This is a genomic window from Sphingomonas sp., assembly GCF_048595155.1.
GTDB lineage: Bacteria > Pseudomonadota > Alphaproteobacteria > Sphingomonadales > Sphingomonadaceae > Sphingomonas_I.
Window position 1 is genome coordinate 32,669 of record NZ_JBMDXN010000106.1, and the last position, 22,327, is coordinate 54,995.

Below are 22,327 nucleotides of genomic sequence, written 5' to 3' on the forward strand. Positions count from 1 at the left end.
CATCACTTCTTTGGTGCCATTCGAGTAGCCCAAAGAGCGTCGATCTTCTTCTGCCCTGCGTTACTGTTCGCGACCGCTTCGGTCCGCGATAATCCTCGCATATGGATGTCGGTGCCGCCCAGAAAACTATGGCTGGTCGCATATCCGATCTCGTAAATGGCAAGATCGACGTGGGGATCGCCATCGGCCAGATAGTGTGTCTCGATCAGCACGGGCAGGCGGGCGTCGCCAGGCGAATCCTCGGCATTGGCGGCCTTGCGTGCGCTTACGAGCGCGCTTTCGAACCAATTCTTCTCGATGCGCGTGTCACTGCTCGTTTCGGCAGGCGAGAGGCCTAATTTGCTGGGGAAGCGAATCGTCTGGCTTTGGATCGCCTGTTCCTCGGCCCGCGGCGCCAGCGTGAGGGTACGACCTTCCTTATCCGGCGTCGCCTTGAGGATCATCAACGTGGCCTTCTTGGCCGACTGGGCGCTTTCCTCGGCATGCTGCGCCTCCGCATTGGTGCGCTCGCGATAGCTGTTCCAGAAGGTGAGACCGGAGATCACGACCGCCAGAAGGGCCACGACCTCACCCAGATTGAGCAGGCGGCGGCGGACTCGGGCTGCTTCGGCCCGTTCGGTCGGGGTCTCGCTCATGGCTTAAGCTCCTCCAATAATGTGCGCGGGGCTACCATCCGCCAGCTCGTCTCGACCCGATCGGCGATATGATCCCAGTCTATGTCCGCACGATCGATCCGAATGCCGATCCAGCCGGCATGGCCAAAATAAGCAGGACGGAAATAGGTTTCGGGATCGGCCTCGATTAGCATGGCCTGTTCTTCGAGGCCGCTCGTCTTGACGAGGACCGCGCTGGTGCCATCGCCGTGGTGGTTATGCGTATACCAAGCGAATGTCTTGCCCTTGTCGATGTAGAAGCAGGGCATGCCGTGCGACCGCTTTTCCGCGGCGCGCGGCAGGGCGAAGGCGATCGCCCGCAACCTTGCGATGTCGCCTTCGGGATCAGGACTCACGTTGGACCAACGCCGCCAATGCCCGAGGGTATAGACGATGCTCCTCGATCAGCACGCGCGCTGCCAAAGTGTCGGCATCGTCGTCCGGCAGGATCGGCACTTCGGCCTGCGCCAGGATCGGGCCATCGTCCAATTCGGCCGTGACGATATGAACGGTGCAGCCGTGACGCGTCTCGCCAGCGTCGATCGCGCGCTGATGCGTGTCGAGCCCTTTATATGCGGGCAGCAGGGAGGGGTGGATATTGATCATGCGACCTGCCCATTGCTCGACGAACCCTGGCGACAGCAGCCGCATATAGCCGGCCAAGGCCACGTAGCGGACCTCCGCCTCTCGCAGCGCTCGATCCATGAGCGCATCGAATTCCGCGCGTTTCATGCCGATGTGGCTGGCGGTGAAGGTCGGGATGCCGCTCTCCGCGGCATAGAGTAGACCCGGGGCATCCGGAACGTTGGACGCGACCAGCACCACCTGGAAGGGGCAGCGCTCGTCCCTGGCTGCATCGATCAGCGCCGCCATGTTGGATCCGCGCCCGGAGATCAGGATGCCGACCTTCGCCCGCTCTTCAGCCATGGTGGGACGCGGACCAATTCTCGCGCGCACTCCACGTGCCGGCAGTGCCGTAGGCGGTGCACCCGCGCGGTCCATGAGCGACCTCGCCAATCGAGAAGACGGTTTCGCCGGCCTCTTCCAGTGCAGCGGTCACGTCCGCGACATCGTCCGGACGGACGGCGGCGACCATGCCGATGCCACAGTTGAAAGTGCGCGCCATTTCTTCCGGCTCGATCGCACCCTGCGCTTGTAGAAACGCCATCAGTCGTGGTTGCGGCCAGCGATCGGCATCGACTGTAGCGTGCAGGTCCTCCGGCAGCACGCGCGGGATATTTTCCAGCAGTCCGCCGCCCGTAATATGTGCCAGCGCGCTGATCTTGCCCGCACGGACCAACGGCAGGAGCGAGCGCACATAAATGCGTGTCGGCTCCATCAGGACGTCGATCAGCAGCCGCTCCTGATCGAACAGGGCAGGGCGGTCGAGCTTCCAGCCCTTGTCGGCAGCGAGCCGCCGAACCAGCGAATAGCCGTTCGAATGCACGCCCGAGGACGCGAGGCCTAGCAGAACGTCGCCTGCTGCCACCTTGGTTCCGGTAAGTGCCTGTGCGCGCTCGACGGCGCCGACGGAGAAGCCGGCAAGGTCATAGTCCCCCGGCGCGTACATGCCCGGCATCTCGGCGGTCTCGCCGCCGATCAGGGCGCATCCCGCAATCTGGCAGCCCTGGGCGATGCCGGCGATCACCTGTTCGGCAATGCCGGTGTCCAATTTGCCGGTCGCGAAATAATCCAGGAAGAAAAGCGGCTCCGCGCCCTGTACGATCAGGTCGTTGACGCACATGGCCACTAGATCGATGCCGACCGTGTCGTGCCGCCCGCTGTCGATCGCCAGCTTCAGCTTGGTGCCGACACCGTCATTGGCCGCTACCAGCAGCGGATCGTCATAGCCCGCAGCCTTCAGATCGAAGAAGCCGCCGAAGCCGCCAATCTCCGCATCGGCACCGGCCCGGCGCGTCGCGCGCACCAGGGGTTTGATCGCATGGACCAGCGCATTGCCTGCCGCGATCGAGACGCCAGCCTTGGCGTAGCTGTAGGATTCACCGCTCATGCAGCGCGCCTATCCATATCCTGCTTGGAAATCCACGGGGCTTTCGCCACAAGGCGCAACCGTGACGTCCGCCCGCCGCATCTCCCTCATCACCGCAACCATGGCCGCATTGGGTCTCGGTGGCGTCGCGCTTGCCCAGATTGAGGGCAATGATCGTGGTGTCCCGCCGATCGACAGTTCCGCCAATTACGAAGTGCCGGACGTAGCGGTGGATGTCTCCGCCAAGACCGCGCAGGAGGCGCGCAATTTCGGCTGGCGCCTCGCGCAGCGCCGTGCGTGGAAGCTGCTGTGGGCGCGCGTCAACAATCAGCCGGTCGAAGCGGCGCCGAATCTGTCGGACGGCACGCTCGATTCGATCGTGGCCGGCATTTCGGTTGGCGACGAGGAAATCGGCGCGCACCGTTATATCGCGCATTTGGGCGTGCTGTTCGATCGGGGCCGCTCCGCGTCGCTCCTGGGGCAGGCGGAAGCGGGCGTGCGTTCGCAGCCCATGCTGGTGATCCCGGTCATGTGGTCGGGCGGTGCCCCCCAGAGCTTTGAACGGCGCACGGAATGGCAGAAGGCTTGGGCGCGCTTCCGCTCCGGCGGCAGCCCGATCGATTATGTGCGGCCGGTCGGCAATGGACTGGATCCACTGTTGCTCAACGTCGCGCAGACGGGGCGGCCCGGCCGCGGTCTGTGGCGCAACCTGCTCGATCAATATGGTGCGGCCGACATCGTCGTCCCGATCGTGCAGCTGGTCCGCCACTATCCGGGCGGCCCGGTGCTGGCGCATTTCACCGCCTTGCACGGGCCGGATGGGGAGGTGATCACCCGGTTCGATCTGACCGCCGACGACGGAGATCAGTTGCCGCGCATGCTGGATCAGGGCGTGCGTCGCATCGACGAGGCGTACAGCCAGGCGTTGCGCGACGGGCGGCTGCATAGCGATAGTTCGCTGGTGATCGAGCCGGTCGCCGTTCCCGATCTGCCCGAGGAAGCTGTGGTCGAAGGGGCGCCCGCGGCCGCCTTGCCGAACGCCGCCTCCACCTTCCTGCTGCAGGTAGAGACGCCGGACGACCCGACTTTGGTCCTCACGCAATCCAGCCTGCGCGCCATCCCCGGCGTTCGGTCGATCACGACCGACAGCGTCGCATTGGGCGGTATCTCGGTGATCCGGGTCGCCTATGACGGGGATCCGCAGGTATTCCGCACCGCCCTCGCAACCGCCGGCTATAGCGTACAGGATACAGGCGGCGGCTTACGGATTTCCCGGCCGCGATGAGCCAGATCGCTCTGCCGCTAGACTGGCCGGCAGGCGATACCGAGCAGGATTATCTCGTCTCGCCCGCCAATCGGCCGCTGATCCGGCATTTCGAACATTGGTCGCTATGGCCGGTGATGGCAACCATGCTGACGGGGCCGCGTAAATCGGGGCGGTCCCTGCTCGGGCGGATCTACGCCGGCAAGAGTGGCGGGGAGATGATCGACAATGCTGAGCGCGCGGACGAGGAAGCCATCTTCCACGCATGGAACCGCGCGCAGGAGCGCCGCCGCCCGCTCATCCTCATCGTGGATGCGCCCCCGCCGACATGGGCCGTGGCGCTGCCTGACCTGCGATCGCGCCTGTCGGCGACGCCGGTTGTGCGGATCGAGGAGCCGGACGACGCGCTCGCCGCCCAATTGATCGAGAAGCTGTGCCATGCCCGCGGATTGGCCGCGCCACCGGAGCTAGTGCGCTACCTCGTCCCGCGAATCGAGCGATCCTATCTGGGCGTGCATCGCACCATCGATGCGCTGGACGAGCTGGCTTATGCCCAGCGCCAGCGGCTCACCGTGCCGCTGGCAAGGAAGGCGCTGGGGTTTCTCGACGAGGGCTAAGGCTCCGCTGACTAGCGAGCTTCGGAGATCCCGACCGAATGATCTGCACGCGTCCGCGTCTCTCCAAACAGGATCTGAACGCGTCTGACGGCGACAGCATCCAGCTGGAGCTGCGCAGATTGATCCACACCCGAGCGGCATCGCTGCGGAATCACCGCGGCCAGGGCGTCTTGTCACCGGGAGGGCGGGATGAACGTGCGATTTCTAGCAATGGGCGGCGCTGCGGGACTTGCGCTTGGTTTGGCTGCGGGTGCGGGCGCGCAGGGGATATCGATTGCGGCCGGCTCCGCCGCACCGCAGTTCAATGCTCTCGCGCTCCGCCAGATCGTCGATAGCCATGGTGATGCTGCGGAATCGCGGTGGCTCCGGCGCGGAATGCCGTCCCGTATCGCGCCCCCCTCGATTGCGCGGCCGATCCTGTATCGCGCCGGGCGGTCGCGCATCCTGGATCGCACCCGCGCGCATTCCCGGCATTTCGAGCAGGAAGCGGCAGGAGGGATATTCACGATCGATGCGATGCGGACGCGGCGATCGAGAAATGGTGACGCGGACGAGGGAAAAGCAGGCCGCTTCACCATGTGGTCCGCCGACAATGGATATCTCGTGGCGCTGGGTGAGCACGACATCCTGCGATTGGGTGCAACGGTTGCCGCCGAGAAGCACAACTCCCTCGTTGCGCTGACCAGTCCACACGCGACATCCATGACGCGCACCATCGGGCTGGAGTGGCGCCGGGACAGCGACCTCGGCCTCCAATTCGCTCGGTTCCAGACCCATGCCCCTTCCAGCCTGACAATGGCCGAGCGCGATTCCTTGTTGGCCTCGGGATCGCCTGCAGGAGAGGAGGGCTATCATGGCTCCGTTGAGATGCCTCTCGAGGGCTGTCCGGCGCGTGGCTGCGCGTTCCGGCTTGATCTTACGAAGGCCATGCTGGATCGCGCGGATGCACTGGCACTGGGAGCGGCCCAGCGCGCTTATCAGCGTGCCAGCCTTGCCTTCGAACTTCGCTTTTAGAGCGCCTTGTGATGATTTGCGCTGGATGTCGTCGTTCCGAAGGTGGCGTCCTGTTGGCGAATTCCGTCAACCCGCATGTACCCTGCGAGTCATCGACGAGTCACAAAAGGCGGCGTAAGCAGGAATGATGGACCAACCGCGCTCCACTCCCCAACTCAACGATGACGTGCTGGTGGAGGGCAGCGACGAACGGATCGCGCCCGCCGATCGCTATTTCAACCGCGAGCTATCCTGGATCGCGTTCAACCAGCGTGTGCTGGATGAGGCATGCAACCCGGCGCATCCATTGCTGGAACGGGTCCGCTTCCTCTCGATCTCGGGCAATAATCTCGACGAATTCTTCATGGTCCGTGTGGCGGGCCTTAAGGGCCAGCAATTACAGGCAATCGAAGATCGTTCGCCCGATGGGCTGACCACCGGGCAGCAACTGGCCGCCATCGCGCAGCGTGCCGATGAGCTGACGGACGTGCAGCAAAATGTCTGGCTCATCCTGCGCGAGCAGCTCGCCAATGCCGGCATCGAGATCCTGGAATGCGGCGATATGGACGGGGATGTCGCACAATGGTGCGAGGAGCATTTCCGCGCCCAGATCTTCCCGGTCCTGACTCCCCAGGCGCTGGATCCGGCGCATCCCTTTCCCTTCATTCCCAACAAGGGCTTCACGCTCCTGTTCGATCTGAAGCGGCTCTCCGACGGTGAGCCGACGCAGGAATTGCTGATGCTGCCCGCGACGCTCAAGCGGTTCGTGCGGCTGCCCGGCACACGCGCGCGCTACGTCGCGATCGAGACGCTGATCCGTCGTTTCACGCACATCCTGTTTCCCGGCTACGAAGTCCTGAGTGACACGGCCTTCCGCGTCATCCGCGACAGCGATATCGAGATTGAGGAGGAGGCGGAGGATCTGGTTCGCTTCTTCCGATCCGCGATCAAGCGCCGCCGCAAGGGGCGCATCATCCGCCTAGAGCCGCGGCCGAACATGCCCAAGGCGCTGGCGCGGCTGATCAAAGAGGAGATTGGCGGCGCCGAAGATGTAATCGTCGACACGCAGGAGTTCCTGGGCGTCAATGATCTGGCCGAGCTGGTCGATGAGGACCGGCCCGACCTGAAGTTCACGCCCTTCACCGCGCGCTTTCCGGAACGGATACGCGAACATGGCGGTGACTGTTTCGCCGCGATCCGGTCCAAGGACATCGTCGTCCATCACCCGTATGAATCGTTTGACGTGGTGCTGGCTTTCCTGAAGCAGGCTGCCGCCGATCCGGACGTCGTGGCGATCAAGCAGACGCTGTATCGCGCGGGCAAGCAATCGGCTGTGATCCGCGCGCTCATCGACGCGGCTGACGCCGGCAAATCGGTGACCGCGGTGATCGAGCTGAAGGCACGGTTCGACGAAGAACAGAATATCAATTGGGCGGCCGAGCTCGAACGCGCCGGCGTGCAGGTCGTGTACGGCTTCATCGACTGGAAGACACATGCCAAGGTGTCGATGGTGGTGCGGCGGGAAGGCGATGCCTTCCGTACCTACTGCCATTTCGGTACCGGCAATTATCACCCGATCACGGCGCGGATCTACACCGATTTAAGCTTCTTCACCGCCGATCCGCGAGCCGGACGCGATGCGGCGCAATTGTTCAATTACGTGACCGGCTACGTCGAGCCGGTGGGGCTGGAGCTGTTGAGCCTTTCTCCGCTCGGGTTGCGCGAAAAACTGGGCGAGTTGATCGATGCGGAGATCGATCATGCCCGGGCCGGACGCCCCGCATCGATCTGGGCCAAGCTGAACAGCCTGGTCGATCCGGCGATCATCGAGAAATTATATCGGGCGAGCGCGGCGGGGGTGGAGATCGATCTCGTGGTGCGCGGCATCTGCTGCCTGCGGCCGGGCGTCCCAGGGCTATCCGAGCATATTCGGGTAAAGTCCGTGGTGGGCCGCTTTCTCGAGCATAGTCGGATCGTGGCCTTCGGGAATGGGGAAGAGCTTCCGAGCCCCCACGCCAAGGTCTTCATCTCCTCGGCCGACTGGATGACGCGCAACTTTGACCGGCGGGTCGAGTATCTGCTGCCGATCGAGAATTCGACTGTCCACGCCCAGATCCTGGACCAGGTGATGGTGGCCAATCTGATCGACGACGAACAAAGCTGGCGGCTGTTGCCAGACGGGTCCTACGAAAGGATCGTGCCGGGGCAGCGCCCCTTCAACCTTCACCGCTATTTCATGACCAATCCGTCGCTATCGGGCCGGGGTGCGGCGTTGAAGGGATCGGGCTCGGTACCGCGCCTGACGTTCAAACGCCGGTGAAGCGGCTGAGATCGATTTCAGACGCGCATTTTTAAGTCCAGAAATGCCTCTGTTCCGGGCATAAATGCGGCGCGTCTGCCTGGCGAGCGCTCTGGCCGCGATCCTGCTCAAGTGCTTGCTTTTGAAGATGTTTGCGTCGCATTCTTGCTCGCCGCAGGGCGCATTTCTAACGCGCAATTGCCGCCGGCTGCGAAATTTCCGTGCTATTGCGGCGAAATGGGCGTATGGAAGCCCGCTGCGGCGCGCTTCTTTTCCCTTGCGGTGGCGTCCCAATCGACCATTTAGGATCCCATGCCCTTCAGTAGATTACCTGCGCCCCTCGTTGAGGCGTTGACCGAGCGCGGCTATGCCACGCCCACCGCTGTCCAAGCCGCTATGCTGGAGGACAGCGCCGACGGCCGCGATCTGATCGTTTCGGCGCAGACCGGGTCCGGCAAGACCGTGGCCTTTGGGATGACGATCGCGCCGCAATTATTCGAAGGCGATCGATTGCCGCCGCCGGGCTTGCCGCGTGCGCTCGTTATCGCGCCGACGCGCGAACTGGCGCTGCAGGTCGCGCGCGAGCTGCAATGGCTTTATGGCAAAGCGGGTGCGCGGGTGACCCCCTGCGTCGGTGGCATGGATCCCTCGCGTGAGCGCCGGGCCTTGTCGCACGGAACGCATATCGTCGTCGGCACGCCCGGCCGGTTGCGCGATCATCTGGAACGCGGCGCGCTTGACCTCACGGGCCTGGCGACGGTCGTGCTGGATGACGCCGACGAGATGCTCGACATGGGTTTTCGCGAGGAGCTTGAGGAAATCCTCGACGCGACCCCGCAGGATCGCCGCACCTTGCTGTTCTCGGCGACCATGCCGAAGCCGATCGTGGCACTGGCGCGGCGCTACCAGCGCGATGCGTTTACCATTTCCACCCTGGGCGCGGATCGTGGCCATGGCGACATTTCCTATCAGGCAGTCGCCGTCGCGCCGTCCGATATCGAGAATGCGACGGTGAACCTGTTGCGGCTGCACGAGCCGGACACGGCGATGCTGTTCTGCGCGACCCGTGAAGCGGTACGTCGTCTGCATGCCAGCCTGGTCGAGCGCGGCTTCGCGGCCGTCGCTTTGTCCGGCGAGCATAGCCAGAATGAGCGTAATCACGCTTTGCAGGCGCTGCGCGATCGCCGTGCGCGCGTCTGCGTCGCGACCGATGTTGCCGCACGCGGCATCGATCTCCCATCCTTGTCGCTGGTGGTGCATGTCGAGCTGCCGCGCGATGCCGAGGCGTTGAAGCACCGTTCCGGTCGCACCGGCCGCGCTGGCAAGAAGGGTGTGGCGGCGTTGATCGTCCCGTATCAGCGCCGTCGTCGCGTCGAAGCGATGCTGCGGGATGCCCGAATCCAAGTGGAATGGATCGCGCCCCCCACCGCGGCGACGATTGCCGCTGCCGATCGGGCGCGGCTGCTGGCGACGCTCGCCGAGCCGATTGAGATCGATGACGAGGATCGGGCGATCGGTGCCGATCTGCTGGAAACGCGCGAGCCTCTGGAGATTGCTGCGATGCTGGTGCGGGCGCATCGCGCGCGGTTGCCGGCTGCGGAGGAGTTGCTGGAGGGCGGCTCGAGCGGACCGCGCGAACGGCTGGAGGGGCCACGTGGCCGCAGTGATGCGCCGCGTCCAGGTTTCGAAGATACGATCTGGTTCCGGGTCAATATCGGTCGACGGCAGAATGCCGATCCGCGCTGGCTGTTGCCGCTGCTCTGCCGGCGTGGGCACATCACGAAGCAGGATGTGGGCGCGATCCGTATGGCGCAGGATGAGACCCGCTTCGAAGTGCCGCGTACGGCAGCCGGTCGTTTCCTGGCTGCTATCAAGCGCACCGGCGGTGAGGAAGGCGATGGCGAAGTCATGATCGAACAGGCCGACGGACCGCCACAGGGCGGCGGCGGCCATCGCGGCCCTCCGCGCGGCCGGCCCGGTCCGGGCGGTCGTCCGCAGACGCGCTTCCAGGCACGGCCGACCAAGCCGCATCGTCCGCAGCGTTAACCGATCCGGGATGTAAAAGCTGATGGCGGCGGCGTGCCGCAGCCGGTCGGGTGACGATCGGGGTAGATGAAGGCAAGTTTTATCGACCCTGTCGTCTGTTGCTGCGCATCGATCAAAGACATGTGAGAAATGCTGATATGACTTGGTCTGTCGGTACGAACACCATTGGCGCGCATGCGCATCATCGTTAAACGTCGGCCCGCATGAGCGTGCTTCCCACTCCGAACCGCTCCTCGTTTGGCGCGCCCATCGGCATCATCGATATCGGTTCCAATTCGATCCGGCTCGTCATTTACGAGGGCGAAGGGCGTATCCCTTCGATCCTGTTCAACGAAAAGATCATGGCTGGGCTTGGCAAAGGTCTCGGCAAGACGGGCCAACTCGACCGCGAGGCGGTTGCGCGCACGATCGCCGCGCTCGCCCGGTTTCGTCGGCTTGCGCAGGATATGGGCGTCGCCAAGTTACGCACTGTGGCGACCGCGGCGGTGCGGGACGCCAGCAACGGTCCCGATTTCATCGAACAATTAGCGGCGATCGGCCTCCCCGTTGAGCTCTTGCCGGGAAAAGCGGAAGCCTCCCTGGCCGGCCACGGCGTGCTTGCCGCCATCCCGCATGCTGATGGCATTGTTGGCGACTTGGGTGGTGGTAGCCTCGAACTGGTCGGGGTAGCAGACGGTGGGATCGGCAATGGTGTTTCCGTGCCGTTCGGTGTGCTGCGGGTCGCGCAGATGAAGATCGATTCCGCTCGCACGCTGGACCGCGCGCTGGCCAAAGCATTGGCCCGTGCAAAGTGGAGCGGAACCCCCGAGGGAAAACCTTTCTACATGGTCGGCGGCTCCTGGCGGGCCCTCGCCCGGCTGCACCAGGCGCTTACCGACTATCCGCTCCCTATCATCCACCAATATGTTCTGGCGCCTTCTGAAGCGCAGCGGCTGGTGCGTGCGTTGGGACAGCTGGATCCTAAACGCATTAAGGGCATCGCCGGCATTGCGACCTCGCGTATCGCCTCCCTTGGCGATGCCGCCATGTTGCTGGCCGCGCTTGTTCGCGCGCTTAAACCATCCACGCTCGTCGTCTCCGCTTACGGATTGCGCGAGGGCTTGCTCCACAGCAGTCTCGCGCCTGACGTCCGCAACCTCGATCCCTTGATCGAAGCGGCACGGGAGGAGGGCGTGCGCCAAGGGCGCTTTCCCGAGCACGGCGATCTCCTGGATCGCTGGATTGCGCCGCTTTTTGCGAGTGAGCCGCCGCATCTGGCGCGCCTGCGTCACGCCGCCTGCCTGCTCGCCGATGTGGGCTGGCGCGCCCATCCGGAATTTCGGGCCGAACGCGGTCTGGATGTCGCGCTCCATGGCAATTGGGTGGCGATCGACGCGGCGGGTCGTGCGATGCTGGGGCAGGCGCTGTTTACCCACTTTGGCGGCGACGGCGTGTGCCCGATCGTCAACCGGCTGATCGGCTATGATGCGGCCGCCAAGGCATCACAGTGGGGCTTGGCGATGCGGCTCGGTCAGCGTTTGTCGGGGGGCGTATCGGAACCGCTCGAATCAAGCACGCTTAACGTCAACGGCGGCAATCTGCTGATGACGCTGCGGGGCGAGGACGCCGCGCTTTATGGTGAGGCGGTGGAGCGGCGCCACAAGATGTTGGCCGCATCGCTAGGGCTGAAGCCAGAGCAGCGTACCGGGTGATTCCCGCGGACTGCGGGCGATCGGTTCATGACCGCCAGTCTCTGGTTTGGCGCGGCACGATCAGCTGAGTTCGCTCATCACCATCTTGCCGCCTTTGACGCTGAATCCCATACGGCCTTCGATCAGCGCCAAGGCGTCCTTGCCGAACACATCGTAACGCCAGCCTTCCAGGATCTGGAGGCCGTCGCGGCGGCCGGCCGCTAGCGCGTCGATGTCGTCCGTGCGCGCGATCAGGCGCGGCGCCACGTCGGCCTCCTTGGAGCGCACCTTGAGCAGCAGTTTGAGCAGATCGGCGACAAGGGCTCCATCCTTGCCCAAGCCCGGGCGCCGGTCGTCCCGCGGGGGCATTTCTTCGTCCGACAGCGGCGCAGCACCCTCCAGCGCGCTCATCAGCCGCGCCCCGATCTCGTTCCCGGCCCAGCTTGCGGCGAGGCCGCGCACCTTGGCGAGATCGCCTTGGGAGCGCGGCGGATGGACAGCAATGTCGGCGAGCGTCTCGTCCTTGATCAGCCGGCCGCGCGGCAAGTTCTTTCGCTGCGCCTCTCGCTCCCGAAAGGCAGCGATTGCCTTCAGCCGGCCTAATACCTCGGCCTTGCGGCTGGGTACCTTGATCCGCTGCCAGGAAAGTTCGGGCTCGTTGACGTAATTGGCGGCGTCCGCAATCCGCTCCATCTCATCGTTCAACCACGCGCCGCGACCGGTCGCCCGCAGTTTGTCCAGCATGCGCGGGAAGATCTGGATCAAATAGGTGACGTCGCCGATCGCATAATCGATCTGGCGCTTGTCGAGCGGCCGGCGACTCCAGTCGGTGAAGCGGGCACCCTTGTCTAGTTTCACCCCGGTCATGCTCTCGACCAGGTTGGAATAGCCGACCTGTTCGCCCATGCCGAGCGCCATAGCCGCGATTTGCGTGTCGAACAGCGGGTGCGGCGTCCGGCGGGTCAGATTATGAACAATCTCAATGTCTTGTGCGCCGGCGTGGACCACCTTCAGCACGTCTTCATTGTCGACCAGCAAATCAAGCAGGGGGGTGAGATCGATGCCGTCCGCGAGCGGATCGATCGCCGCGGCCTCGTTTGCGTCGGCGATCTGCACGAGGCAAAGTTCGGGCCAGTAAGTGTTCTCGCGCATGAACTCGGTATCGACCGCGACATAGGGGCTTTTGGCGAGCCGGGAGCACAGTTCGGTAAGAGTAGCGGTATCGGTGATCAGCGGATGAATATGCATTGGAACCATCCATAGCCGCGCGCGTGCGGGTTGACAAAGAGGGTCGTGGAATCAATGCGCAGCGCTTGCGATTTAGTCGTCACCCCAGCGCCAGCCGGGGTCTCAAGATGCAGGAAATGCCCTGCGTGACGGGATGCCAGCCCACGCTGGCATGACTAGCTGGGAAAAGAGATGCACGCTTACCGCACCCACACCTGCGCTGCCCTTTCGGCTGCGAATGTCGGCGAAACCGTCCGTTTGTCGGGCTGGATCCATCGGCGCCGTGACCATGGCGGCGTCCTGTTCGTCGATCTGCGGGATCACTATGGCTTGACCCAGATCGTCGCCGACAGCGACAGCCCGGCCTTGCCGATATTGGAGCGGCTGCGGGTCGAGTCGGTCGTAACGATCGATGGCGTGGTCAAGGCGCGCGCCGAAGGCACCACCAACGCGAACCTCGCCACGGGCGAGATCGAGGTATTCGCACAGAGCGTCACGATCCAGTCCGAAGCGCAGGAACTGCCGCTGCCGGTCGCAGGCGAAGCGGATTATCCGGAAGATATCCGCCTGCGCTACCGCTTCCTCGATCTGCGGCGCGAGCGGCTGCACAAGAATATTATGCTCCGCTCGAACGTGATCGCGTCCTTGCGCCGCCGCATGATCGGCCAGGGCTTCGCCGAGTTCCAGACGCCGATCCTGACCGCGTCGTCGCCGGAAGGCGCGCGCGACTTCCTGGTGCCGTCGCGCATCCACCCGGGCAAATTCTACGCGCTGCCGCAGGCGCCGCAGATGTTCAAGCAGCTGCTGATGGTTGCGGGCTTCGATCGCTATTTCCAGATCGCGCCCTGCTTCCGTGATGAAGATGCGCGTGCCGATCGCAGCCCGGGCGAATTCTACCAGCTCGATTTCGAGATGAGCTTCGTCACCCAGGAAGACGTGTTCGCTGCGATCGAGCCGGTGCTGCACGGTGTGTTCGAGGAATTCGCCAACGGCCGCACGGTCAGCCCGTGCCCGTTCCCGCGCATCGCCTACAAGGATGCGATGCTGAAATATGGGTCGGACAAGCCCGATCTGCGCAACCCGATCGAGATCGTCGACGTCACCGATCATTTCCACGGCTCGGGTTTCGGCCTGTTTGCGCGGATGGTGGAAGGCGGCAATGTCGTGCGCGCCATTCCCGCGCCCGGCGCCGGCACGAAGAGCCGCAAATTCTTCGACGACATGAACGAATGGGCGCGCGCCCAGGGCTATGCCGGACTCGGCTAAATCAACATCAAGGATGGCGAGCCCGGCGGTCCGATCGCCAAGAACCATGGCGAGGAAGGCACCGCCAAGCTGATCGAGGCATTGGGCCTCGGCCCCAATGATGGCGTCTTCTTCGCCGCCGGCAAGGAAGGGCAGGCCGCCAAGCTCGCCGGTCTCGCCCGCACGCGCACGGCGGAGGAACTGGGCCTGATTGAACAGGGCGTGTTCCAGTTCTGCTGGATCGTCGATTTCCCGATGTTCGAATATGACGAGGACGCCAAGAAGGTCGACTTCAGCCACAACCCCTTCTCGATGCCGCAGGGCGAGCTGGAGGCGCTGGAGACCAAGGACCCGCTCGATATCCTCGCTTACCAGTACGACATCGTCTGCAACGGCATCGAATTGTCCTCGGGCGCGATCCGGAACCACAAACTCGACGTCATGTACAAGGCGTTCGAGATCGCCGGCTATTCGCAGGAAGAAGTCGACAACAATTTCCCCGGCATGGTCGGCGCGTTCAAGTTCGGCGCACCGCCGCACGGCGGCTCCGCACCCGGCGTCGACCGCATCGTCATGCTGCTCGCCGACGAGCCTAACATTCGTGAAGTCGTGCTCTTCCCGATGAACCAGAAGGCGGAGGATTTGATGATGAACGCGCCGTCGCCGGTCACGGCGAAGCAGCTGCGTGAGCTCCACATCCGCGTGGTCGATCAGCCCGCCGCCAAGCCGGCTGCGCCGGTAAGCGCCGCGGTGGCCCCGGACGCGGGCTGACCGCGCCGAGGGGGAAGATTAGGGCGCTTTCGGGGTTGAAGCGCCCTTGACGATGATGCGGAGCGAAGGCTCCCGCATGAGCCAACGGCGCGCCGCAGCCTGGACGGCCTCGGCTGTCACCTGCTGATAGCCGGTCACGCCCGTCCGGATCATCTCGACATAGCGCGGATCATCAAGGTCGCCTTGCAGCATCTGGGCCCAGTACAGGTTGAGCTTCCGCTGCCTGTCATTGTTGCTCGCGATCGGCGTGATTGCCCGGCTAAGCTCGTCGGCGGTGGGGCCATCCTTGGCCAATGCCAGCGTCACCTCCCGCGTCGCGCGCTCGAAATCGGCTCGCCGCTCCGCCTTGATCTGACTGGTTGCGAGGAAGATGCCGAAGCCAGGGAAGGTCTCGGACTGATTATTGCGAACAGACGGGGTGTAGGTCCCCCCTTCGATCTCACGAAAGCGATCGTATAACCGCGTCTGGATGATCTGCGCGGCGACATTCAACGCGCGCATCTGCTTCAAATCCTGCAGCGACCCCGTGCTCGACCATAAGGTGGCGACCAGCAATTGATTGGGATCGCCGCGGTGAGTGAGGGTAAGCGGGGGCTGGCCCGGCTTCGGCGGCGACACCGCGAGATGCGATGGCGGTACCGGCACGGCCGGTTTGGTCGCTGCCGCGCCAAAGGTTTGCCGAGCCGCCTCGATCGCCGCATCAGGATTTATATCCCCAACGATCAGGACCTTGCGCGCTCCTCCTGCAAAAAGGGGCTGCCAAAACGCGCGAGAGGCGTCCGGCGTGGTGGCTGCGACCTGCGCCTTGGCGGGAAGTGCATAGCGACGGTCGCCGCCATGGATCGGTTGATTGGCGAACGCTCCGAACACCGATCCGGGCGAATTGAAGATGGTTTCGTAATTTTGGGCGAAGCCGTCGCGCACACGCAGAAAAGCATTGCTGTCAAAGCGGGGTTCGCGGATTGCAGCGTCCAGCAAGCGCAGCTGATCCACCAATTGGGCTGCCGTCGTACCGCCCGACCAGGTGAAGGCGCGTTCGCCGACCCCAAAGGACAAACCGAGACGTTTGCCCGCCGTGGCACGTTCAAGGGCACCTATGTCCAAGGGCCCGACGCCGCCCTGCACGATCGCGGGTGCACTCCAAAGGAGCGAAATGCGGGCGGGATCCAGCGCCGTCAGTCCATCGCCGGCCTGGGCCACGACAAGTACGCCGGCTTGCTCGAACCCGGTCCGCTTCAGGTCAAGCTCAACCCCATTCTCGAACTTGATCCGGGTGACGTCCAAATCCGGGATGGTTTTCGTCCACAGGATCTTGCCGGGCGTGCCAGGCTGGCCCAGATCATCCAGACTGACTTTTTTCTCCTCGGTCCGTGCGGCGGCCTTGGTGGCGCGCGCGGTGACCAAAGCTGCCGCCAATGCTTCGTTTCCGCCAGGAATGGGCACAGGGCTCAACAGGATGGCGCGCGCATTACCTTGGATCAGCGTCCGCATTGCCGCGCCGACATTTTCCGGCGTGAGATCCTTTCGCTGCGTTTCGAACATCGCCAGGATGGTCGAAGGTTCGGCAACCACCTGACCGGAATTCACCGCGTTTACGATCTGATTGGCAAGGGGGGCGGATTGCTGGGTCGCGCTACCGGCGGCCGCTGCCTGCAAGCCGGCCTCCATGGTCGCGACAACCTGCTCGATCTCGGCCTTGTCGGGCAAAGTCGCCACGGCATCGGCCAGGATCGCATAGGTTTCGGTGAGCGATTGCTGCCATTGTCCGCCTTTTGGCGACACGGCGACGACCATCGAGTCTGATACGTGGCGCTGCTCTCCAAACCCGGCGCCACCGGAGAGAAAGCTTGCCCCTTCGCGCGCCTTGCGATCCAGTCGTCGCGACAGTATCCGCGCCGCCACGGTGCGGGTTAGATCGGCCGCCTCACTCGCCAGGGTGTCGGGACGATCATCATGTTGTGTCACCCAAGTGAGTGCCAGCTGGCTCGGCGCCTGCGGGTCGGCGATGACGGCGCTCGCGATCTTCGGTGTCTCGGGCTTCCCATATTGCGGCTCCACGGGAACGGGCCCTTGGCCGACCCAGTCGCCAAAGTGGCGTTGCACCGCCTTCTCCAAAGTGTCCGGATCGGCATCTCCGACAATGACGACGGTCGCCCGTTCCGGCCTATACCAGCGATGGTAGAAAGCCCGCAGCCGTTCGGCGGTGGCACCATTCAGCGTGGCATCGGTCCCTGCGATATCGGCAGCCGCGGCGCGCGTGCCGCTCAACAAGACCGCCTTGGACACATCCTGCACCTTCTTTGCGAAGGGGGGCTGGCGCAAAGCCCGCTCGGCGATGACGACATTGCGCTCAATATCGACCAGCTTGGGATCAAAGTTGGCGCTGGACACCATTTCCGAAAGCAGCGTCAGTGCCCGGTCGAACGATGCTGGGTCGTTCCGCGGCAGATCAAGTTGATAAAGGGTCTGCGTCAGGGACGTGAAGGCGTTGGTATCCGTGCCAAATTGCGCGCCCAAGCGCTGCCAGGTGCGAATGCCTTCCCCATCGGGAACCGTCTTCGTCCCGCGGAAGAGCATATGCTCGGTGAAATGGGCATAGCCCTTCTCATCCTCGGCTTCCATCAGGGCTCCGGCATCGATCCGCACCCGGATGGCGAGCGTTCCGGCCGGATATTTGTTCTGCCGGACGGCGTAACGCAGGCCGTTGGGGAGGGTCCCGAACCTCCAGGCTGTTGGCGCTGGTATGTCGCTGCCAGCAAAGAGCCACGGCACCGACGCAGCCCGCGCGCCGGCGGGCGCAGGAGACTGCGCGCAAAGAGGTGAGGCAACGAAGAAGGCAGTTAGCGCTAGAGCGGTACAAGAATAGAATATGGCGCGCTTCATTCAATCATCCTTCGCGTGCGCGGTGTGATGCGCCCAATTCACTGAAATCTATATCGGCAGAGCTTAACGGGGATAGTCGATCGCCGTGATCTCGTAATCGCGGGTGCCGCTAGGGAGTTCGACATAGCGAGTGTCACCGACGGCCGCGCCCCGCAGCGCACGGGCGAAAGGGGAGCGCCAGCTGATGCGACCGCTGCCCGCATCGGCCTCATCCTCGCCGACCAGGGTGACCACACGCTCCCTGTCATCCTCATCCACGACCGTCACGATCGCGCCAAACCAGGCGCGGGCGCGATCCGTCTGGGTGGCTGGATCGACGATTTTCACAGCCTTCATGCGGCGTGACAGGTGGGCGAGCTCGCGATCAATCTCGCGCAGGCGCTTCCGGCCGTAAATAGAGTCGCCGTTTTCGGAACGATCGCCATTGCCGGCTGCCCAGGAAATCGTCTCCACCAACTTGGGTCGCTCCTGGAACAGCTCCTCGTATCGTGTGCGCAGGGCCTGGAAGCCTGCCGGTGTGATCGGCGGCCCGTCAGTCATGCTGGGTTTGACCGCAAAGCTCGCTGCGGCGATCTCTAACCGACGATGCAGCTGGCTCGCTTACACGATACGCCTGGATCAACCTGCGGACCTCTTCCCCAGATAGTGGGAGAGCCGGTCCTTTTCCGGGGTGCGCGCGCGGGCCGGATTGAACAGGTCGTACACGACCGCATTCTCCAGCACCTTCTGGACGTAAGAGCGTGTCTCGCTGAGCGGAATGGCCTCGATCCAATCGACCACATCGACCCCCGGTTGGCGCGGATCGCCATTGGCGCGGATGAACTTGTTCACATTGCCCGGACCGGCATTGTAGCTGGCGATCGCCAGCACATAATTGCCCGAATAATAGGTCAGCATGCGATCGATGAAGCTCGATCCGAGCATGACGTTATAGCCGGTATCGCTTGTCAGCCGCTCCGGCTGCCAGGGGAGGCCGATCTTGCCGGCCTGTTCGCGCGCGGTAGCCGGCATCAATTGCATCAGGCCACGCGCGCCGACGGGGCTCAACGCCTCGCGATCGAACTGGCTTTCCTGACGCGAGATGGCGTGGATCATCGTCCAATGCGACGCCCAGGCGGGGGGCACGGGAACAGTAGGGAAGCCCATCCGCAGCGGATCGCGCGTGCCGGATTGCCGGGCGTTGCGCGATACGATGACGCCCAAGTCGGGACGTTGCAGGGCACGCGCCAGCTCCGCCGACAAGGCATGGTCGGTGTCGCTCTGCGCGTCTGCGGCAATCTTGCGGATGAAGGCGGTCTGCGTCTGCCAATCGCGCTGCTCGCCCAACAAGCGGGCGGCACGCACGATTTCCCGGTTCTCGAACGCGGCACGGACCTCTGGCGAGATGGCGAGCGGAGCGGGATCGGGCGGAACTGCAATGGTGCGGCCCAGCCGTTCGGTGGCAAGTTGGCCGTAGAATTGGTCGACGTTCACGGCAGCGGCGGCGTAATGCGCATTGGCCGTGGTCTGATCGCCGGCCGCCTGCGCGGCGCGCCCCGCCCAATAATCGCCCTTGGCTTGGCTGCCCGGCGTTTGCGATGCCTGGCGGTAGCGCACGAACATCGCCTCCGCATCGCGCGGCCGGTTCAACTGCTTGAGCGCGGTCGTGCCTGCCAGCCAAGCCAAGCTGGTATAGGGATCGCGCTCCGTCAGATCACGCGCCCGGACGTCGGCGCCGGCGGGGAAGGCGTGATCCAGGTTGCCGGCGATGCCATAGGCCAGGCTCCATTGCTTGTCGTGCGCCGCCGCGCTGGCAAAGGTGAGCAAGGTCGCGAGATAGGCCTGAGCGTCGAAAGCGGATGCGGTAAGCGTTTCGGGCCGCGCTAGATAGGCGCGTGCCTCGGCCTCCCTGGCCGTCGCGCGCAGCCATAATGCACGATCAATGATATAGCCGGCATCGCGCTCCGCGTCCGGGCCTAAGGCTGCAGCCTGTGTCGCTGCATCGGGCGCCTGGGTTTGGTAGGCAAGCCGCGCCGCGTAGAGCGGACGGCGCTGCGAAGTGATTCTCGGCAATTGCCGTACTGCTGCTGCCGACGCACGATCCCAGAGCAGCATTTCCATCCGCTGGTCCTGTTGCGCAGGTGTGAACTGGCTGCCGAACCGCCCAAGCAAGCGCGTCTCATCGGTCGCGGATGCGACGCTGGTCGTCCACGCCGCCGCTGCCGCCATATTCGCCTTTGCGGCTTGGCCTGTGGCTGCCAGCGCTTCCGCATAGCGAACGCGCCCAGCCGCGCTGAGCGGCGGGAAGAGATCGAAGAACTGGACGACGAGTGTGGGATCGGCCTGGTCGGGCTGGATCTGGCGCTCGGCGGCGCGACGCATGGCCGGCTCGCCCGGCCAGCCGCGATGGGCGATCATGAAGCGCGCATAATCGGCGAAGGGCAGGCGATCGCTTTGGCGTAACCGCGTCCATTGATCGATCGCCGGCCACAACGGATCGGTCCGCGCCGGCCGCGTAGCAGACACGCTGGCAATGGTGTCGACGGGCGTCGATGTGTCCGACCGATCCGTCTGGATCGTTAGAACGGCGGCGCCGGCCGTCACGGAAATCAACAACAAACCCGCCGGCCAGAACCGCGTGATGCTGGACAGTCGCCCCGCGGCATCCCTATCAGGCGCGCGACGCCGAAAGTTCAAAATTGGCTTCATACATAGTCATATGCCCCCGCGGAGACGGAAGGTGAAGGGAGTCAGCATGTTTGGTGGGTCGATTCCTGCGCTGGTCACGCCGATCCGGGATGGCGCGATCGATGAAGCCGCGTTCCGCAGCCTGGTCGATTGGCAGATCGAATCCGGCTCTTCCGCGCTCGTGCCGTGCGGCACGACGGGTGAGAGCGCGACGATGACGATAGAAGAGCATGATAGGGTCGTGCGTATCTGCATAGAGCAGGCGGCGGGTCGGGTTCCGATCATTGCCGGCTGCGGATCGAACGATACCGCGGTGGCGCTGCATCACATGAAATCGGCCAAAGCCGCCGGCGCCGATGCGGCCCTGCTGGTGCCGCCTTATTACAACCGGCCCAATCAGGAAGGCGTGCTGGCCCATTTCCGGGCACTGGCATCCGGCTGCGATCTGCCGATCATGCTGTACAATGTACCCGCGCGGACGATTGTCGATATAGCAGTCGAGACCATGGCCGAACTGGCGAAGCTTCCAAGCGTGATCGGGGTCAAGGATGCGACCGGCAACCTTGCCCGCGTTTCCGCGCAGCGCGCCGCCTGCGGCAAGGACTTCGTTCAATTGTCCGGCAACGACGATATGGCGCTCGGCTTCATGGCGATGGGCGGCGTCGGGTGCATTTCGGTTACCGCCAATGTCGCGCCCCGCCTGTGCGCCGATTTCCAGGCGGCCTGCAGCGAAGGCCGGTGGGGCGACGCGCTGGCGCTGCAGGACCTGCTCTTCCCGCTCCATGCCGCGCTGTTTACCGATGCTTCACCGGGGCCGGTCAAATATGCGCTGGGTAAGGTACGGCCGGGTTTTCCGACCGAATTGCGGCTGCCTATGACGCCGGCAGGGGCAGCAAGCCGTGCCGCGGTGGACGCGGCGCTCACCCACGCAGGTCTTTGATGTCATTGCTCTTCTGATCCGCTTTACCGGATCAGTGCGATCACAGCCTCGGGCGATGATCGTCAGTAGCCGGCGCGGCCTTTCACGTGCCGCGCCAGCCTTACAGCATCAGGCAGCGGGCTTGATCCAGCCGTGCATCGTCATCCACGCGGTAAAAGCATCGAACCAACCCGTGCTGGTGGTCTTCTTCGGATACATGCCGAAGCCGTGGCCGCCCTGTTCGTAGAAGTGAAATTCGACGGGGCGCTTTGCGCTGTGCCAGCTTTCGATCAACCCGAAGCCGCTATTGCCCATCAGCGGGTCGTCGGCAGCCAAGGCTACGAACAGGGGGGGCGCGTCTGCCGGCACCGTCACGGGAGCGAGTGAGCCGTAAATCTCGCCAATGAACGCAGGTTTTGGATTGTTGTTGGCCAGGGTCGTCGTCATCGTCAGCATCGCCCCGGCGGAAAAGCCGATCATGCCGACCCGATTGGGATCGACGTGCCATTCGCCCGAGCGCTTGCGGATCAATGCAAAGGCCGCATTCGCGTCGGCAATGGCCGGCGCAATCCGCGCGGTCATTTCGGCGGGCGAGGGGCGGGGCGGGGCGCCGCCCGAAAACCGCTCGCGCATCGCCGTCTCATAGCCCGCCAGATCGGCTGGTGTCTGGTTCAGGCGATATTTCAAGACGAAGGCGGCAACGCCGCGCGCGGCGAGCGCCTTGGCCACGTCCCACCCTTCATTCTCCATCGACAAGGTGGTGAAGCCGCCGCCGGGTGCCACGATTACGGCGGTGCCGTTCGCCTTGGCGGGATCCGGAAGGAACGGGGTGAGGGTCGCGACCGTTACGTTGCGCGCGAAGCGGCTGCCATATTGGCTGTGCCAGGATTCCTTCACGGTGGCGCCTGGCAGGGGCCCGGTGCCAAGATCGATGGCGTTCGGCTGGGCGGGCGTCGCGATCGCGGCCATCTTGTCATTCTGCGCAATCGCCGGCGTTGCTACGGACAGTCCGAGCGTCACAATTACTGCCGACAGCAGCGCGCCCCATTCGTGCTTACAACCCGTGCCCAGCGACATGTCATC

14 protein-coding genes and 2 pseudogenes are annotated in these 22,327 nt (G+C 64.2%); 8 read left to right on the plus strand and 8 right to left on the minus strand.

The genetic code is table 11. The features are described from left to right. Window positions 1-2 precede the first annotated feature (2 nt). The 3 genes and pseudogenes from ACOJSI_RS17035 to purM form a co-directional block, all read right to left on the minus strand. Window positions 3-635, minus strand: a complete 633-nt coding sequence (locus ACOJSI_RS17035; RefSeq protein WP_420139503.1) for a hypothetical protein — start codon at window positions 633-635, stop codon at window positions 3-5. Continuing rightward, window positions 632-1,580 (minus strand): annotated as a pseudogene (gene purN / locus ACOJSI_RS17040) (phosphoribosylglycinamide formyltransferase). The gene ACOJSI_RS17035 and the pseudogene purN overlap by 4 nt, the downstream one beginning before the upstream one ends. Further along, on the minus strand, window positions 1,573-2,664 hold the full coding sequence (gene purM / locus ACOJSI_RS17045) for a phosphoribosylformylglycinamidine cyclo-ligase (RefSeq protein ID WP_420139504.1): 1,092 nt from the start codon (window positions 2,662-2,664) through the stop codon (window positions 1,573-1,575). The pseudogene purN and the gene purM overlap by 8 nt, the downstream one beginning before the upstream one ends. 61 nt (window positions 2,665-2,725) lie before the next feature. Between purM and ACOJSI_RS17050 the strand changes: the two genes are divergently transcribed. The 6 genes from ACOJSI_RS17050 (at window position 2,726) to ACOJSI_RS17075 (ending at window position 11,553) form a co-directional block, all read left to right on the plus strand. Continuing rightward, a complete protein-coding gene (locus ACOJSI_RS17050) occupies window positions 2,726-3,928 on the plus strand; it encodes a heavy-metal-associated domain-containing protein (RefSeq protein ID WP_420139505.1) in 1,203 nt (400 codons plus the stop codon). After that, a complete protein-coding gene (locus tag ACOJSI_RS17055; RefSeq protein ID WP_420139506.1) occupies window positions 3,925-4,524 on the plus strand; it encodes an HdaA/DnaA family protein in 600 nt (199 codons plus the stop codon). The genes ACOJSI_RS17050 and ACOJSI_RS17055 overlap by 4 nt, the downstream gene beginning before the upstream one ends. A gap of 189 nt (window positions 4,525-4,713) precedes the next feature. Continuing rightward, window positions 4,714-5,538, plus strand: coding sequence for a hypothetical protein (locus ACOJSI_RS17060; RefSeq protein WP_420139507.1), 825 nt, complete (start codon window positions 4,714-4,716; stop codon window positions 5,536-5,538). Window positions 5,539-5,665: 127 nt separating this feature from the next. Beyond that, window positions 5,666-7,837, plus strand: a complete 2,172-nt coding sequence (locus ACOJSI_RS17065) for an RNA degradosome polyphosphate kinase (protein ID WP_420139508.1) — start codon at window positions 5,666-5,668, stop codon at window positions 7,835-7,837. 291 nt (window positions 7,838-8,128) lie between these two features. Then, window positions 8,129-9,862 carry a DEAD/DEAH box helicase gene (locus ACOJSI_RS17070; RefSeq protein WP_420139509.1) on the plus strand — a complete coding sequence of 578 codons (1,734 nt, stop codon included), beginning with the start codon at window positions 8,129-8,131 and terminating at the stop codon, window positions 9,860-9,862. Window positions 9,863-10,065: 203 nt separating this feature from the next. After that, window positions 10,066-11,553 (plus strand): Ppx/GppA family phosphatase, encoded by a 1,488-nt coding sequence (locus ACOJSI_RS17075; protein ID WP_420139510.1) that lies wholly within the window; start codon window positions 10,066-10,068, stop codon window positions 11,551-11,553. Between the two features lie 60 nt (window positions 11,554-11,613). Here the strand turns inward: ACOJSI_RS17075 and rnd are convergent, their stop codons facing one another. Next, the gene (gene rnd, locus ACOJSI_RS17080) at window positions 11,614-12,780 is read right to left on the minus strand and encodes a ribonuclease D (protein ID WP_420139511.1); all 1,167 of its coding nucleotides are present in this window, start codon (window positions 12,778-12,780) and stop codon (window positions 11,614-11,616) included. 171 nt (window positions 12,781-12,951) lie between these two features. Here rnd and aspS point away from each other — a divergent pair. Continuing rightward, window positions 12,952-14,775: pseudogene (gene aspS / locus ACOJSI_RS17085) on the plus strand (aspartate--tRNA ligase). 18 nt (window positions 14,776-14,793) lie between these two features. Here aspS and ACOJSI_RS17090 read toward each other — a convergent pair. The 3 genes from ACOJSI_RS17090 to ACOJSI_RS17100 form a co-directional block, all read right to left on the minus strand. Then, complete coding sequence (locus tag ACOJSI_RS17090) at window positions 14,794-17,658, minus strand: M16 family metallopeptidase (protein ID WP_420139512.1); 2,865 nt, start codon at window positions 17,656-17,658, stop codon at window positions 14,794-14,796. 63 nt (window positions 17,659-17,721) lie between these two features. After that, a complete protein-coding gene (locus ACOJSI_RS17095; protein WP_420139513.1) occupies window positions 17,722-18,198 on the minus strand; it encodes a GreA/GreB family elongation factor in 477 nt (158 codons plus the stop codon). Between the two features lie 78 nt (window positions 18,199-18,276). Next, the gene (locus tag ACOJSI_RS17100; protein WP_420139514.1) at window positions 18,277-20,256 is read right to left on the minus strand and encodes a lytic transglycosylase domain-containing protein; all 1,980 of its coding nucleotides are present in this window, start codon (window positions 20,254-20,256) and stop codon (window positions 18,277-18,279) included. A 136-nt stretch (window positions 20,257-20,392) separates the two neighbouring features. Here ACOJSI_RS17100 and dapA point away from each other — a divergent pair, with 136 nt between their 5' ends. Beyond that, window positions 20,393-21,265 (plus strand): 4-hydroxy-tetrahydrodipicolinate synthase, encoded by an 873-nt coding sequence (gene dapA, locus ACOJSI_RS17105; protein ID WP_420139515.1) that lies wholly within the window; start codon window positions 20,393-20,395, stop codon window positions 21,263-21,265. Window positions 21,266-21,373: 108 nt separating this feature from the next. Here dapA and ACOJSI_RS17110 read toward each other — a convergent pair whose 3' ends face one another. Next, a complete protein-coding gene (locus ACOJSI_RS17110; RefSeq protein WP_420139516.1) occupies window positions 21,374-22,321 on the minus strand; it encodes an alpha/beta hydrolase in 948 nt (315 codons plus the stop codon). Between the last annotated feature and the right edge of the window lie 6 nt (window positions 22,322-22,327).

What these genes read in the sequence shown, in the direction of transcription:
- ACOJSI_RS17035 (WP_420139503.1), bottom strand. Translation starts at nt 635, where the DNA reads ATGAGCGAGACCCCGACCGAACGGGCCGAAGCAGCCCGAGTCCGCCGC.
- purM (WP_420139504.1), bottom strand. Translation starts at nt 2,664, where the DNA reads ATGAGCGGTGAATCCTACAGCTACGCCAAGGCTGGCGTCTCGATCGCG.
- ACOJSI_RS17055 (WP_420139506.1), top strand. Translation starts at nt 3,925, where the DNA reads ATGAGCCAGATCGCTCTGCCGCTAGACTGGCCGGCAGGCGATACCGAG.
- ACOJSI_RS17060 (WP_420139507.1), top strand. Translation starts at nt 4,714, where the DNA reads ATGAACGTGCGATTTCTAGCAATGGGCGGCGCTGCGGGACTTGCGCTT.
- ACOJSI_RS17065 (WP_420139508.1), top strand. Translation starts at nt 5,666, where the DNA reads ATGGACCAACCGCGCTCCACTCCCCAACTCAACGATGACGTGCTGGTG.
- ACOJSI_RS17070 (WP_420139509.1), top strand. Translation starts at nt 8,129, where the DNA reads ATGCCCTTCAGTAGATTACCTGCGCCCCTCGTTGAGGCGTTGACCGAG.
- ACOJSI_RS17075 (WP_420139510.1), top strand. Translation starts at nt 10,066, where the DNA reads ATGAGCGTGCTTCCCACTCCGAACCGCTCCTCGTTTGGCGCGCCCATC.
- rnd (WP_420139511.1), bottom strand. Translation starts at nt 12,780, where the DNA reads ATGCATATTCATCCGCTGATCACCGATACCGCTACTCTTACCGAACTG.
- ACOJSI_RS17090 (WP_420139512.1), bottom strand. Translation starts at nt 17,658, where the DNA reads ATGAAGCGCGCCATATTCTATTCTTGTACCGCTCTAGCGCTAACTGCC.
- ACOJSI_RS17095 (WP_420139513.1), bottom strand. Translation starts at nt 18,198, where the DNA reads ATGACTGACGGGCCGCCGATCACACCGGCAGGCTTCCAGGCCCTGCGC.
- dapA (WP_420139515.1), top strand. Translation starts at nt 20,393, where the DNA reads ATGTTTGGTGGGTCGATTCCTGCGCTGGTCACGCCGATCCGGGATGGC.
- ACOJSI_RS17110 (WP_420139516.1), bottom strand. Translation starts at nt 22,321, where the DNA reads ATGTCGCTGGGCACGGGTTGTAAGCACGAATGGGGCGCGCTGCTGTCG.